Annotated in this window: 9 protein-coding genes and 1 pseudogene; 4 read left to right on the forward strand and 6 right to left on the reverse strand. The window is 70.2% G+C overall.

What is annotated here, in order from left to right; genetic code table 11:
* Positions 1 to 6 precede the first annotated feature (6 nt).
* Positions 7 to 2598 carry a nitrite reductase large subunit NirB gene (gene nirB / locus IE198_RS04865; RefSeq protein WP_189883657.1) on the forward strand — a complete coding sequence of 864 codons (2592 nt, stop codon included), beginning with the start codon at positions 7 to 9 and terminating at the stop codon, positions 2596 to 2598.
* Positions 2595 to 2954 (forward strand): nitrite reductase small subunit NirD, encoded by a 360-nt coding sequence (gene nirD, locus IE198_RS04870; protein ID WP_189883026.1) that lies wholly within the window; start codon positions 2595 to 2597, stop codon positions 2952 to 2954. Before nirB ends, nirD begins: the two co-directional genes overlap by 4 nt.
* Positions 2955 to 2982: 28 nt before the next feature.
* On the opposite strand, the gene IE198_RS04875 is transcribed toward nirD, so the two are convergent.
* On the reverse strand, positions 2983 to 3975 hold the full coding sequence (locus IE198_RS04875) for a DMT family transporter (protein ID WP_189883029.1): 993 nt from the start codon (positions 3973 to 3975) through the stop codon (positions 2983 to 2985).
* Between the two features lie 149 nt (positions 3976 to 4124).
* Between IE198_RS04875 and IE198_RS04880 the strand changes: the two genes are divergently transcribed.
* Complete coding sequence (locus IE198_RS04880) at positions 4125 to 4901, forward strand: helix-turn-helix transcriptional regulator (RefSeq protein WP_189883659.1); 777 nt, start codon at positions 4125 to 4127, stop codon at positions 4899 to 4901.
* Between the two features lie 39 nt (positions 4902 to 4940).
* On the opposite strand, the gene IE198_RS04885 is transcribed toward IE198_RS04880, so the two are convergent.
* Positions 4941 to 5363: a VOC family protein gene (locus IE198_RS04885; RefSeq protein ID WP_189883031.1), complete on the reverse strand. Its 423-nt coding sequence runs from the start codon at positions 5361 to 5363 to the stop codon at positions 4941 to 4943.
* A gap of 292 nt (positions 5364 to 5655) precedes the next feature.
* Between IE198_RS04885 and IE198_RS04890 the strand changes: the two genes are divergently transcribed.
* Positions 5656 to 6816, forward strand: a complete 1161-nt coding sequence (locus IE198_RS04890) for an alkaline phosphatase PhoX (protein ID WP_189883033.1) — start codon at positions 5656 to 5658, stop codon at positions 6814 to 6816.
* Here IE198_RS04890 and IE198_RS04895 read toward each other — a convergent pair.
* The 4 genes and pseudogenes from IE198_RS04895 to IE198_RS04910 form a co-directional block, all read right to left on the reverse strand.
* Positions 6782 to 7807, reverse strand: a complete 1026-nt coding sequence (locus IE198_RS04895) for an ArsR/SmtB family transcription factor (RefSeq protein WP_189883035.1) — start codon at positions 7805 to 7807, stop codon at positions 6782 to 6784. The two genes, IE198_RS04890 and IE198_RS04895, sit on opposite strands and share 35 nt — an antisense overlap.
* 728 nt (positions 7808 to 8535) lie before the next feature.
* A complete protein-coding gene (ppdK, locus tag IE198_RS04900) occupies positions 8536 to 11244 on the reverse strand; it encodes a pyruvate, phosphate dikinase (protein WP_189883037.1) in 2709 nt (902 codons plus the stop codon).
* A gap of 1446 nt (positions 11245 to 12690) precedes the next feature.
* Positions 12691 to 13845: a tRNA dihydrouridine synthase DusB gene (dusB, locus tag IE198_RS04905; RefSeq protein ID WP_189883039.1), complete on the reverse strand. Its 1155-nt coding sequence runs from the start codon at positions 13843 to 13845 to the stop codon at positions 12691 to 12693.
* Between the two features lie 106 nt (positions 13846 to 13951).
* Positions 13952 to 14194 (reverse strand): annotated as a pseudogene (locus tag IE198_RS04910) (XRE family transcriptional regulator); the annotation flags it as partial.
* Between the last annotated feature and the right edge of the window lie 136 nt (positions 14195 to 14330).

The following is a 14330-nucleotide window of genomic DNA, read 5'->3' on the forward strand; positions in this document are numbered from 1 at the left end:
GCTGCGATGTCCCCTTCCGCGACCACTCCCACGATTGTGGTCGTCGGCCACGGAATGGTCGGCCAGCGGTTCCTGGAGGCTCTCGCCGAGCGTGGCGTCACCGAGCGGGCGCGGGTGGTCGTGCTGTGCGAGGAGCCCCGCCCCGCCTACGACCGGGTGCGCCTGACCTCGTACTTCTCCGGGAACACGCCGGACGACCTGTCGATGGTCGAGGACGGCTTCATGGAGAAGCACGGCATCGAGCTGCATCTGGACGACCCGGCGGAGCGCATCGACACCGCCGCCCGCACGGTCACCTCTCGCGCCGGCCTGACCCTGTCGTACGACACGCTGGTGCTGGCCACGGGCTCGTACCCGTTCGTGCCGCCGGTGCCGGGCAAGGACGCGGAGGGCTGTTTCGTCTACCGCACCATCGAGGACCTGCTCGCGATCGAGGAGTACGCCAAGACGGCGCGCGTGGGCGCGGTCGTCGGCGGCGGTCTGCTCGGTCTGGAGGCGGCCGGCGCGCTGAAGGGGCTGGGGCTCGAGACGCACATCGTGGAGTTCGCACCGCGGCTGATGCCGGTGCAGGTGGACGAGGGCGGCGGCGCGGCGCTGCTGCGCACCATCGAGGACATGGGGCTCACCGTCCACACCGGTGTCGGCACCCAGGAGGTCACGGCCGGCGAGGACGGCACCGTCAACGGCATGGCCCTGTCGGACGGTTCGGCGCTCCAGGCGGATCTGGTGGTCTTCTCGGCGGGCGTACGGCCCCGGGACCAGCTCGCCCGTGAGGCGGGGCTCGCGGTCGGCGAGCGCGGCGGCATCGTCGTGGACGAGCAGTGCCGCACGTCGGACCCGGCAGTCTTCGCGATCGGCGAGTGCGCGCTGGCGTCGGACGGCCGGGTGTACGGGCTGGTGGCCCCGGGCTACGAGATGGCCGAGGCGGTGGCCGCCGCCCTGAACGGCGAGACGCAGACGTTCACCGGGGCGGACACCTCCACCAAGCTGAAGCTGCTGGGTGTGGACGTGGCCTCGTTCGGCGACGCGCACGGCGCGGCCGACGGCTGCCTCGACGTCGTGTACTCCGACTCCCGCGCCGGTGTCTACAAGAAGCTGGTCGTCGACGGCGAGGGCACGCTGCTCGGCGGCATCCTCGTCGGCGACGCCGAGTCGTACGGCACCCTGCGCGCGCTGACCGGCAGCGTGCCGCCGATCTCCCCGGAGCAACTGGTGCTGCCCGCCGGCGCGGGCGCTCCCGTGGCGCTCGGCCCGGCCGCGCTGCCCGACGAGGCGGTGATCTGCTCCTGCCACAACGTCACCAAGGGCACCATCCGCGGCGCGGTCACCGACCATCAGTGCACGACGGTCCCCGAGGTCAAGAAGTGCACCAAGGCCGGCACCGGCTGCGGGAGCTGCGTCAAGGTGCTCGGCCAGCTGGTCAACGCCGAGCTGGAGGCGTCGGGCGTCGAGGTCGACAAGGGCCTGTGCGGCTGCTTCGGCCAGACCCGCCAGGAGCTGTACGAGATCGTGCGTGCTCTGCGCATCACCTCGTACCAGCAGCTGCTCGACGCGCACGGCCGTGAGGCGGCGCGGGGCGGAGACGGCTGCGAGATCTGCAAGCCGACCGTCGGCTCCATCATCGCCTCGCTGGCCCCCACGATCGGCGCTTCCGGCTATGTGCTGGAGGGCGAGCAGGCCGCGCTGCAGGACACCAACGACCACTTCCTCGCCAACATGCAGAAGAACGGCTCGTACTCGATCGTGCCGCGCATCCCCGGCGGTGAGATCACCCCGGAGAAGCTGATCATCATCGGTGAGGTGGCCCGCGACTTCGGTCTCTACACGAAGATCACCGGTGGTCAGCGGATCGACATGTTCGGTGCCCGCGTCGACCAGCTGCCGCAGATCTGGGCGCGGCTGGTGGACGCCGGTTTCGAGTCCGGGCACGCGTACGGAAAGGCGCTGCGCACGGTCAAGTCCTGTGTGGGGCAGACCTGGTGCCGCTACGGCGTGCAGGACTCGGTCCGCATGGCGATCGACCTGGAACTGCGCTACCGGGGTCTGCGCTCGCCGCACAAGCTGAAGTCGGCGGTCTCCGGCTGCCAGCGGGAGTGCGCGGAGGCCCAGTCGAAGGACTTCGGCGTGATCGCCACCGCCAACGGCTGGAACCTGTACGTCGGCGGCAACGGCGGCGCGACCCCGCGCCACGCGGACCTGTTGGCCCAGGACCTCTCCGACGCCGAACTGGTGAGGCTCATCGACCGGTTCCTGATGTTCTACATCCGCACCGCCGACCGGCTGGAGCGGACCTCGACCTGGCTGGAGCGCATCGAGGGCGGTCTGGAACACGTACGGGACGTGGTGGTGAACGACTCGCTCGGCATCTGCGCCGAACTGGAGTCGCTGATGGCCGACCATGTGGCCGGCTACCGCGACGAGTGGGCCGAGACGCTGAACGACCCCGAGCGGCTGCTGCGGTTCGAGTCCTTCGTCAACGCGCCCGACGTCCCGGACCCGACGGTGAAATTCGTGCCGGAGCGCGACCAGGTCAAGCCCGACCTGCCCCTGCTGTCCATCCGTTCGTTCGACCAGACCCTGGAAGGTGCCGCCCGATGACCGCGACGACCCTCGCCCCCGCCACGACGGACGTCCAGATCCAGCTCAGGCTGGGCGACGACTGGGCCGCGCTGTGCCCGCTGTCCCGGCTGACGCCGGGCCGCGGTGTGGCGGCCCTGCTGCCGGACGGCCGTCAGGCCGCGGTCTTCCTCGACCGTGAGGGCCGGCCCTACGCCATCGACAACTGCGACCCGTTCAGCGGCGCGCGGGTCCTCGCGCGCGGCCTGGTCGGCTCGGCAGCCGGTCGGCCGTTCGTCGCCTCCCCGCTGCTCAAGCAGCGTTTCGACCTGGAGACCGGGCGCTGCCTGGACGACGACTCGGTGTCGGTGACGGCGTACGAAGTACGGCTGCGCTGAACCGCCGTACCCCCTGAGGAAGCTCCGCTCACGCGTCGTCTGTCACTGCCCTGACTCTTCGCGACGCGTGAGCGGCATCCCCTCCTGCCGGGCCCCGGCGGCCCGGCAGCCACCCCTGGGTGACGGCGAGCACCGCGCCGGCGAGCAGCACCACGGCGCCGGCCGCCTGGACGGGGCCGAAGGACTCGCCCAGGAAGACCATGGCCGCCGAGCTGCCGAAGACGGGCACGAGGAACATCATCACGGAGGCCGAGGCGGGGCCGACGGCGCCGACTCCGCGGTAGTAGAGGAGATTGGCGAGGGCGGTCGGCCCGACGGCGAGGAACACCACGTTCAGCCATATCCCGGCGGGAAGTTCGCCCCAGCTCACGTCGCCCAGCCCGGGGGCCGAGAAGAGGCCGAGGGCGACGGCTCCGGCACAGGTCGCGTACGTCGTGGCCCGCAGCGGTTCGATGCCGGCGAGCACCCGCGGCCCCGCGAGCGTGAACGAGGCCCAGCAGACGGCGCTGAGCAGGAACAGCAGATCACCGGTCAGCCGCGCCGCGCCCCCTCCGCCGGTGCCCGCCCCGACGAAGAAGACCACCGCGCCCACCACGCCCAGGCCGAGCCCCGCGATGCGGGCGGGCGACGCCGACTCCCTGCGGGTGAGCAGCAGGAACGCGGTCGTCAGGACCGGGCTCATGACCGGGATGATCACACCCGCGTCCATGGAGGGCGCCAGTGAGAGCCCCCAGAAGAAGCTCAGGTTGTACGCGAAGACGCCGAGCAGCCCGGCGAGCGCCGCCCTCCCCCCATCGCGCGGGATGACCCGTGCGCCGCGCCGGCCGAAGAGGCGCACGGCGACAAGCAGGGCGAGCGCGCCGCCGCCGAAGCGGAGGAACGCCGCGACACCGTGGGGCAGCTGCTCCACGACCACCTTGGAACTGCTGAAGGCGCTGCCCCACAGCACCATCGTCACCGTCAGCAGCAGATACGGGTTGTCCTTGTCCTTGGCCTGGTGAGCCGTCCTCGCCGAGTTCATGGGGCCAGCGTCGCCCGTGCCGCCCTCCCCGGTCTTGTACGTTCGTGCGGGCCCACAATGAGGGGGTGGACACCGCTCACGGATCACCGGGCACGCACGGCGACGGATGGGCACGCTACTGGCGCGACCCGGATCGTCCGCTGGAGGCCATGCACGCCCACTTCTTCGACCACGTCTACCATCCGCACAGCCATGACGCGTACTCGTTCGGGATCACCGAGGCGGGCGCCCAGCGCTTCAGCTGCCGGGGCGGCGCGCACACCAGCGGTGCGGGCATGGTGATGGCGTTCAACCCGGACGATCCGCACGACGGGCGGGCGGCGGCCGACCTCGGGTACAAGTACCGGATCGTGCACATCGGCCCCGATGTCGTACGCGAGGTGCTGGCGGACATGGCCGGCGGACGGGCGGTCATGCCGCTGTTCCCGGAGCCCGCGCTGAGCGACCCGGTGCTGCGCGGGGCCCTGCTGCGGCTGCACACGGCACTCGTCGGCGACGCGGAGCCGCTGGTGCGCGACGAGCGCCTGACGGCAGCGGTCACCGCCATGGTCGCGCGCTGCACGGCGCGCCCGCCCCGGGCGCGTGTGCCGGGCCGCGAGCGTCCGGCCCGGCTCGCGGCGCGGCAGGCCCGGGCGCTGCTGGAGGAGGCGTACGCGGAGAAGGTGACGGCCGAGGCACTCGCCGAGGCGGCGGGCTGCAGCCGGTTCGCGCTGTACCGGGCCTTCCGGGCCGAGTACGGGATGTCACCGTCGGACTGGCAGCGGCTGGTGCGCCTGCGGCGGGCGCGCGGGCTGCTCGCGGCCGGTACGCCGGCGGCGGACACGGCCGTCACGGTGGGTTTCACCGACCAGAGCCACTTCCACCGGTGGTTCGTGCGCTGTTTCGGCGTGACACCGGGGCTGTACCAGCGGGCGGGCCGGTCGTGACGCGTCCGTCAGGGCCGGCCGCCGTCGCCCCCGCCCAAGTCACTCCCCCTGCGCCATGGCCTCCTTGGCCGCCTCCTCGTCCATCCAGATGACCTCCCACTGGTGGTGGTCGGGGTCCTGGAAGGAACGGCCGTACATGAAGCCGTAGTCCTGCGGGTCGCCCGCCGGCGAGCCGCCGGCGGCGAGGGCCGCGTCCACGAGCTCGTCGACCTTGTCCCGGCTCTCGGCGCTCAGCGCCAGGATCACCTCGGTGGAGGTGGCGGCGTCCGCGATCTCCTTCTTGGTGAAGTCCTTGAACCGGGGCTTGGTCAGCAGCATCGCGTAGATGGTGTCGCTGATGACCAGGCACGCGGCGTTCTCGTCGGTGAACTGCGGGTTGAAGGAGTAGCCGAGCTTGCTCCAGAAGGCCTTGCTGGTCTCCAGGTCGTTCACGGGCAGGTTCACGAAGATCATCTGGGGCATGGCCGTCTCTCTCTCGTACGCTCTCGTCGGGTTGCTCCGCGGTGCGGCGCGTTCGTAGGGGTAGACGGGGGCGGTGGTCCGTACTCATCGCTCGCGCGCCGAAAAGTTTCGGCCGTCTCCTGGGGCTCCTGTGACGGCCGGGAACGAACGCGCCGGTACTCCCTGGAGTCGACGCCTGCGAGTCACCATCCGTTGCCGTGGCGTCAATTCACCGCTCCTAGGTTCTCCGAACGCGCGACCCCGTAGTGCCGACCGGCACCGCGGGGCGGTCATCCCCTCCCTGGAGTGACAAGTGGAACGTCGTAGATTCCTGCGTGGCGCGGTCGTCGGCACATCCGCCGCCGCATTCGGTTTCACCCTGTGGCAGGGCGCCGCGTCCGCGGCCCCGGCCCAGCCCGGCCCCGGCCCGTACGGGGCGCTCGGTGCGGCCGACGCGAACGGCATCCAGCTCCCGTCCGGTTTCACCAGCCGGGTGATCGCCCGGTCCGGCCAGACGGTCGGTTCCACCTCGTACATCTGGCACAACGCTCCGGACGGCGGCGCCTGCTTCGCGGACGGCAGCGGCTGGATCTACGTCTCCAACTCGGAGATCTCCTCCACCGGCGGCGCGAGCGCCGTGAAGTTCTCCTCGACCGGCACGATCACCGGCGCGTACCGCATTCTGTCCAACACCAACCGCAACTGCGCGGGCGGCGCCACCCCGTGGAACACCTGGCTCTCCTGCGAGGAGGTCAGCACCGGCTACGTCTACGAGACGGACCCGTGGGGCGTGAACGCCGCTGTACGCCGGTCCGCCATGGGACGCTTCAACCACGAGGCCGCCGCGGCGGACCCGGTGCGCAAGGTGATCTACCTCACCGAGGACGCGTCCGACGGCTGCCTCTACCGGTTCGTCCCCACTACCTGGGGCAACCTGTCCTCCGGCACCCTCCAGGTGCTCAAGGCCGGAACGGCCACCTCCGGCTCCTTCACGTGGGGGACCGTGCCGGACCCCGACGGTTCCCCGACCGCCACCCGCGACCAGGTGTCCGGCGCCAAGCTGTTCAACGGCGGCGAGGGCTGCCACTACGCCAACGACACCGTCTGGTTCACCACCAAGGGCGACAACCGCCTGTGGCAGCTGAACCTGCTGAACAGCACCTACGAACTGGCCTACGACGACTCCCTCGTCGTCGGCGGCGGCGCACCGCTGACCGGTGTCGACAACGTGACCGGGGCCGCCTCCGGCGACCTCTTCGTCGCCGAGGACGGCGGGAACATGGAGATCTGCGTGATCACCCCTGACGACGTCGTGGCGCCGTTCCTGCGCATCAACGGCCAGTCGTCGTCGGAGATCTGCGGTCCCGCCTTCTCGCCCGACGGCAGGCGGCTGTACTTCTCCAGCCAGCGCGGCACCAGCGGCAGCTCGTCCGGCGGCATCACCTACGAAGTGACGGGTCCGTTCCGCGCATAGCGAGCTCGGGCTCCGGGGTGGCGCCGCCGCGCAGCAGGGCGGCGCCCAGCGGGGTGAGCGAGTGAAGCACCGCGTTGCCGTGGCGCAGGGTCACCACCAGGCCTGCCTCGCGCAGCACGGCTGCGTGCTGGCTCGCGGAGGCCAGGGACACCCCTGCTCTGCGGGCCAGTTCGCTCGTCGTACAGCCGCCGCGGATGGCCTGGAGCACCGCGGAGCGCGTATGGCCGACAAGTCGGCCCAGTGAGGCTCCCCCGCCCTCGCCCGCGGGCTGCTCGGGGCTGTGCGAGACCGGGTAGACCAGCACCGGCGGCAGGGACGTGTCGCGGTAGACGACCGGCGTCCCTCGGCAGAAGAACGACGGCTGGAGCAGCAACCCGCGCCCGTCCAAGTGCAGTTCGCGGTCCACCGGATAGTCGGCCTCCAGAACCGGTGCGCGCCAGCGCAGCACCGGCGGCAGGGAGGCGAGCAGTTCACCGGCGCCGCCGTCGAGCAGCGCACGGCCGCGCACGGCGCGGTCGGCTTCCACGCGCCCCTGGATGTGCGCCCAGTACGGCTCGATGGCCGCGCGGTAGTAGGCGCGCAGCGCGCCCACGAGGCGGGCCACCGACTCGGCCCTGCCTTCGGCGAGGCAGACCAGCCGGCCCGGCAGGGAGCGCAGCGGCGAGCGGTGGGCGGCCGCGAGGGCGACCTCGGAGTGCAGACGCGAGGGGGACGTGGCGCGCAGCGCCTCGAGGCCGGTGTCGAGGCCGTCGCATCCCTCCGGGGGCGTGAGAAAGTCCGGGAAATAGCCGCGTTGGGGCACCAGGGCGGAGAGCAGTCGTGTTTCACCTTTCAACCGCGTTCGCGCTTGGGAGCGCCATTCGCCGAAGACCAGAGCGCCCCTTCGGTCGCGCAATCGGTGAAAACTGAGAATCGATTCCCATAACGCGTCCGGCCTGGCGGCCATCCTCACTCGCGCCAGGTCGTCCGCGTTGAAATGAATACGAAGCACCGAACCCCCACTGTTGCACCCGCCATCGCCCCCACCACTGAGTATGCATGCAATCACAGGTTGTTACCACGGTGTTTCAGCCACAGTTGAAACGCCTCGCGGGCCCTGGGGGACAACCGAAAAGCTGTACGACGTCGGGCATGAAACCTACTTCACCGATGTGACGCAGCGAGGACCGTGGGGGGCTTTGCGCGTCCGGCGGCGGTGACGAAGGTTGCGGCTCCGTGTCCGGCACGGGAAATGGAGCGCGGTCGGCGGGTGGGGATCCGCCGGCCGCCCTCCGTCCGTTGCAGAGCCGGCGTGAGCGGAAAAAAATTCGACCGTTGTTAACCTCCGGAAGCCCAACTCATACGCCATTCAACTGACTCTGGATTCAATAGAAACATCTCGAATCCCATGGGTCCCACCGTCACGGTCGCCCTCGCCCAGCAGCCGTGCCGGCGCGGTTCCCCGCCCTGTCCGAGGGGGATCCCCGCGGGCCAGGCGGTGGTGGGCCAGGTGAAAGACTGGCGCCGGCCCGCCGGCGAGCCGGGCACGGGCGAGCTCCCCCGTCCGAGCGACCGTGCGCCAGGCACGCCGGGCACGCCGAAGGGGCGGGCGCCCCGCACAGGCGCCCGCCCCTTCTCTGGTGAGCCGGAACCACCACCGGGTCGCCGGTGAGGGTCGAGGTACCGGACTCCGGGTTTTCGTGCCCCGGGCCCGGTGACAGTTCCGGGGTCTGTGGGTTCCTACCGGGAGTCGCTGCCGGTCGACTCGGCCGCCGCGCGGCCCGCCTCCAGCCGCGCCACCGGGATACGGAACGGCGAGCAGGAGACGTAGTCCAGGCCCACCTCGTGGAAGAAGTGCACGGACTCCGGGTCACCGCCGTGCTCACCGCACACGCCCAGCTTGAGGTCGGGCCGCGTGGCCCGGCCGGCCGCCACCGCGCTGCGGACGAGCGAGCCCACGCCGTCCCTGTCGATCGTCTCGAACGGCGACACCCCGAAGATGCCCTTCTCCAGGTACGCGGTGAAGAAGCTGGCCTCCACGTCGTCGCGGGAGAAGCCCCACACGGTCTGGGTGAGGTCGTTGGTGCCGAAGGAGAAGAACTCGGCGGCCTCCGCGATCTGGCCGGCGGTCAGCGCGGCGCGCGGCAGCTCGATCATCGTGCCGAGCGCCAGCTTCAGCTCGATGCCGGTGCGCTGCTGCACCTCGGCGATGACCTGCTCGGCCTCCTCGCGGACGATCTCCAGCTCCTGGACGGTGCCGACGAGCGGGATCATGATCTCGGCGCGCGGATCGCCCTTGGCCTCGATGCGCTGCGCGGCGGCCTCGGCGATCGCCCGTACCTGCATGGTGAACAAACCGGGGATGACGAGCCCGAGGCGCACACCGCGCAGACCCAGCATCGGGTTCTGCTCGTGCAGCCGGTGCACGGCCTGCAGCAGGCGCAGATCGTTCTCGTTGTGGTCCTTGCGGGCCTCGGCGAGGGCGACGCGCACCGAGAGCTCGGTGATGTCGGGGAGGAACTCGTGCAGCGGCGGGTCGAGCAGACGCACCGTCACCGGCAGCCCGTCCATCGCCTCGAACAGCTCCACGAAGTCCTGCTTCTGCTGAGGGAGCAGCGCCTTCAGCGCCTCTTCGCGCTCGTCGTCGGTGTCCGCGAGGATCAGCTTCTCGACCATCTCGCGGCGCTCGCCGAGGAACATGTGCTCGGTGCGGCACAGCCCGATGCCCTGGGCGCCGAAACGGCGGGCGCGCAGCGCGTCTTCCGCGTTGTCGGCGTTGGCCCGTACGCGCAGCCGGCGTACGCGGTCCGCGTAGGCCATGATCCGGTGGACGGCCTGGACGAGCTCGTCGGCGTCGTCGGCGCCCGCGTGCATGCGGCCCTCGAAGTACTCGACGACCGGGGAGGGCACGACCGGCACCTCGCCCTTGTAGACCTTGCCGGTGGAGCCGTCGATGGAGACGACGTCGCCCTCCTCGATGAGGGTGCCGTTCACCGTCATCCGGCGGCGCTTGGTGTCGACCTCGAGCTCCTCGGCGCCGCAGACACAGGTCTTGCCCATGCCGCGGGCGACGACGGCGGCGTGCGAGGTCTTGCCACCGCGGGAGGTCAGGATGCCCTCCGCGGCGATCATGCCGTCCAGGTCGTCGGGGTTGGTCTCACGGCGGATGAGGATGACCTTCTCGCCGGAACGCGACCACTTGACCGCGGTGTAGGAGTCGAAGACCGCCTTGCCGACGGCCGCGCCCGGGGAGGCGGCGATGCCGCGGCCGAGCAGCTCCGTCTTCGCCTTCTCGTCGAAGCGGGGGAACATCAGCTGGGCGAGCTGGGCGCCGTTGACACGCTGGAGCGCCTCGGCCTCGTCGATCAGGCCCTGGTCGACGAGCTGGGTGGCGATACGGAAGGCAGCGCCGGCGGTGCGCTTGCCGACACGGGTCTGCAGCATCCACAGCTGGCCGCGCTCGATGGTGAACTCGATGTCGCAGAGATCCTTGTAGTGGTTCTCCAGCGTCTCCATGATCTGCATCAGCTGGTCGTACGACTGCTTGTCGATCGACTCGAGGTCGGCCAGCGGCACGGTGTTGCGGATACCGGCGACGACGTCCTCGCCCTGCGCGTTCTGCAGGTAGTCGCCGTAGACGCCCTGGTGGCCCGAGGCGGGGTCGCGGGTGAAGGCGACGCCGGTGCCGGAGTCGGGGCCGAGGTTGCCGAAGACCATGGAGCAGACGTTGACTGCCGTGCCGAGGTCGCCGGGGATGCGCTCCTGGCGGCGGTAGAGCTTGGCGCGGTCGGTGTTCCAGGACTCGAAGACCGAGCAGATCGCGAGGTCCATCTGCTCACGCGGGTCCTGCGGGAAGTCGCGGCCGGCCTCGGTCTTGACGATCTTCTTGAACTGCTTGACGAGCTTCTTGAGGTCCGCGGCGTCGAGGTCGGTGTCGACGGTGACCTTCTTGGCCGCCTTGGCCTCGTCGAGTGCTTCCTCGAAGAGCTCGCCGTCGACGCCCAGCACGGTCTTGCCGAACATCTGGATGAGGCGGCGGTAGGAGTCCCACGCGAAGCGCTCGTCGCCGGCCTGCTGGGCGAGGCCCGCGACCGACTCGTCGGAGAGACCGATGTTGAGGACCGTGTCCATCATGCCGGGCATCGAGAACTTGGCGCCCGACCGTACGGATACGAGCAGCGGGTTGTCGGCCTGACCGAGCTTCTTGCCCATCGTCTTCTCGAGGGCGTCGAGGTGCGCACTCACCTCGTCGCGCAGGGCGGGCGGCTCGGCGCCGCTCTCGAGGTAGACCTTGCAGGCCTCGGTCGTGATCGTGAAGCCCGGAGGGACCGGCAGACCGAGGTTGGTCATCTCGGCGAGGTTGGCACCCTTCCCGCCGAGCAGGTCCTTGAGGTCTTTGTTGCCCTCGGTGAAGTCGTAGACGAACTTCTGATCTTTGTTTTCCGACACGGGTCTCGACTCCTCGAGGACTCGGTGGCTGCCCTGACGGCGAGGAACATACCCAGATCGAAGGCGTCTGGGTACGTCCACTTGCGCGTCATACGGCCTTAACGACTGGTCCGCCACCAGATCAAAAGTGACGCGCCGGTCTCGCCAGCAAGAGGCACATGTTTACTTCTTGAAGCAAGCGATACGGAACGTGTGCGCAATCGGTAAATTCACTCACATTGAGTAGTGAACACGTCGATCAATCAAGGCAAGATCGTCTGGCACTCAGTGCCATCCTTTGAGAAGTGCAACATGCAATTCCGTGCTCATATGAGCCCCCGCGACCTCAGAGGTGGCGAGGATCACCCTCCAATCGCCGCTCAGATGTCACCATCCGGACATGAAGCTGATCACTCATGGTTGCACCACTGCCACCGTCCGCGTCATTCACCCTCGCTTCGAGCGTGAATCGGCCTGGCAACTGCCGCTCTGCGTCCAGACACTGCCGCACGGCGCAGATTTCAGCGCTCAAACGAGCGGCCATTTGGGACCGGCACCCGATGCCAGCCTGGAGGCACTCGAGCCGGCGCCTCCCCGTTCGATCCAGGGCTTCGGCCGTGGCACGCACGAGCGCATGGTCCGCACCCCATTCGGCGGCCGCCGCCTCCCGCACCGCCGTCCACTCCTCGTGGGCGCGGTCCCTGCGGCCCGGCGCGGCAAGGCGTCGTCCAGCCACTGCCGGGCTTCGAGCGTCGCGGGGTGGGCACTCCCCCATCACCCGGCGCCGCACGGCCCACACCCTGTGTGCCTGCTCCACCGCTTCCTGGTGCGCGCCGCTCCTGGTGAGCAGCCCGGCCAGTCTGCCCCGCGCCCTCACCGTGACCAGGCTGTTCTCGGGCAGCCGGCGTTCCTCGATCGCCGGCAGTTCCCGGCAGACGGCGAGGGCCCATCCGCCCGGCCCAGCGCGTCGAGCACCTCCGCCGGCACGTACCGGGTCACGCCCGTGAAACCGTCCTCCGTGCCGAGGTGCTCGCTCATGTCCGTCAGGACAACCCGCGGAAGGACCTCGGCCTCCACCGACCGTCCCGCATTTGTGTGCAGGATCAGAGCGAGGTCGTGCCGATCTCGGCGACCGGGTCGCCATCGAGAAGGGCCCACACGGCCGGCGGGTCGTCGGCACCAAGGGCCGGTACAGCCCTTCCCGGTCCTGTTCGGGAAAGCAGGCGCCGCCGGGTGCGAGATGTGCCCCGTACGTGGAGCCGCAATAGCGGGGGACGAGACGGACGTCGGGCCGTGAGCGTTTCAGCCCTTCGGCGACCCGGCTGTACGACGTGCGGTACGAGTCCTCCCGTACGCCGTGCCGTGCACAAGGACGGCGCTGGTGACCCGGCCCCTGGTGTCCCGAGGCTCGCATTCTGATCAGCGCGTCTCGGGGCAACTCCCTCTTCCGCCCGAGGAGTCGTGCCCTCAACCACCCGAGGTGTCCAGTTCGGCCTCCGCGCCGACACCCGCGCAGTCGTACGGATCCTTCAGCCAGCCGTCCGGCAGGACCACCCGGTTGTTCCCCGACGTCCGCCCGCGCGGGCCGTCCGCACCCACCGGCCACGACTGGTCCAGATCGAGCGCGCTCAACTGACCGCCGAGCTCGTCCAGCGACGAGGTGACCGCCAGTTTCTTGCGCATCTCCGAGCCCACCGCGAAGCCCTTGAGATACCAGGCCACGTGCTTGCGGAAGTCGATCACCCCGCGCGACTCGTCCCCGATCCACTCCCCCAGCAGTCTCGCGTGGCGCAGCATCACGTCCGCCACCTCGCGCAGCGTCGGCCGGGCGTAGTCGTTCGGCCGCCCCTCGAAGGCCGCCACCAGGTCCCCGAACAGCCACGGCCGGCCCAGGCAACCACGGCCCACGACCACACCGTCGCAGCCCGTCTCGCGCATCATCCGCACCGCGTCGTCGGCCGACCAGATGTCGCCGTTGCCGAGCACCGGGATCTGAGGGACGTGCTCCTTGAGGCGGGCGATCGCGTCCCAGTCCGCCGTACCCCCGTAGTGCTGCGCCGCCGTTCGCCCGTGCAGGGCGATGGCCGTGACGCCCTCCTCGACGGCGATGCGGCCCGCGTCGAGGTAGGTGATGTGATCGTCGTCGATGCCTTTGCGCATCTTCATGGTGACCGGCAGGTCACCGGCGTTGCCGACGGCCTCGTTCAGGATGGCGCGCAGCAGCGGCCGCTTGTACGGGAGGGCGGAGCCGCCGCCCTTGCGGGTGACCTTGGGGACCGGGCAGCCGAAGTTCAGGTCGATGTGATCGGCCAGGTCCTCGTCCACGATCATGCGTACGGCCTTGCCGACGGTGACCGGGTCCACCCCGTACAGCTGAATCGAGCGCGGCGTCTCGGTCTCGTCGAAGTGGATGAGCTGCATGGTCTTCTCGTTGCGCTCGACCAGCGCCCGAGTGGTGATCATCTCGCTGACGAACAGACCCTTGCCGCCCGAGAACTCCCTGCACAGGGTGCGGAAGGGCGCGTTGGTGATGCCGGCCATGGGCGCAAGGACCACCGGCGGCTGCACGGCGTGCGGGCCGATCCGGAGCGTGTTCGTGGAGGCGGGGGCGAGCGTGGTCATTCGCCCATTGTCGCGCACCGCCGGGAATGACTGCTGTCCCTGTCCCTCCGGCCGGTCAGGCGGACGTTGCGCGGCGAGCCGCGGTGTCCGCAAGCTGGGGCGGCCCCAGCCCCGTGTACCAGGTGACGCCGACGGCGGACAGCTGCGCGACCTCTTCCCGGCGCAGCCCCGGCGTGCGCCGTCGGGGACCCCGGGGCCGGCCCACCTGCTCGGGGGTGATCCTTCCGCGGCGACTGCGCGGGAACGCCGCGAGCTCGTGCCGCCGCACGTCGTCCGGGCGTCGGGCGACGTCGGGCCCTTGCACGCCGTCCCGCCCTGGTGCGTCGAGTTCCCGCGTCATCGTCCCCATGCCCCCAGGGTGCCGAGCCTGTCGAGCCGGTGCCAGGTAGTGCTTGCACCAGGGCAAGAAGGCTCTGGTACCAGGCTACGGGCCGGTCGACCGTGGATGCCGTGAGTACCGCGACCACGACCTCATCCACCACCCC

It is taken from the genome of Streptomyces xantholiticus (assembly GCF_014651015.1).
Classification (GTDB): domain Bacteria; phylum Actinomycetota; class Actinomycetes; order Streptomycetales; family Streptomycetaceae; genus Streptomyces; species Streptomyces xantholiticus.

Excerpts from the sequence above, each read along its gene's own strand:
- IE198_RS04880 (WP_189883659.1), top strand. The coding sequence starts at position 4,125 with ATGCACGCCCACTTCTTCGACCACGTCTACCATCCGCACAGCCATGAC.
- IE198_RS04885 (WP_189883031.1), bottom strand. The coding sequence starts at position 5,363 with ATGCCCCAGATGATCTTCGTGAACCTGCCCGTGAACGACCTGGAGACC.
- nirD (WP_189883026.1), top strand. The coding sequence starts at position 2,595 with ATGACCGCGACGACCCTCGCCCCCGCCACGACGGACGTCCAGATCCAG.
- nirB (WP_189883657.1), top strand. The coding sequence starts at position 7 with ATGTCCCCTTCCGCGACCACTCCCACGATTGTGGTCGTCGGCCACGGA.
- dusB (WP_189883039.1), bottom strand. The coding sequence starts at position 13,845 with ATGACCACGCTCGCCCCCGCCTCCACGAACACGCTCCGGATCGGCCCG.
- IE198_RS04875 (WP_189883029.1), bottom strand. The coding sequence starts at position 3,975 with ATGAACTCGGCGAGGACGGCTCACCAGGCCAAGGACAAGGACAACCCG.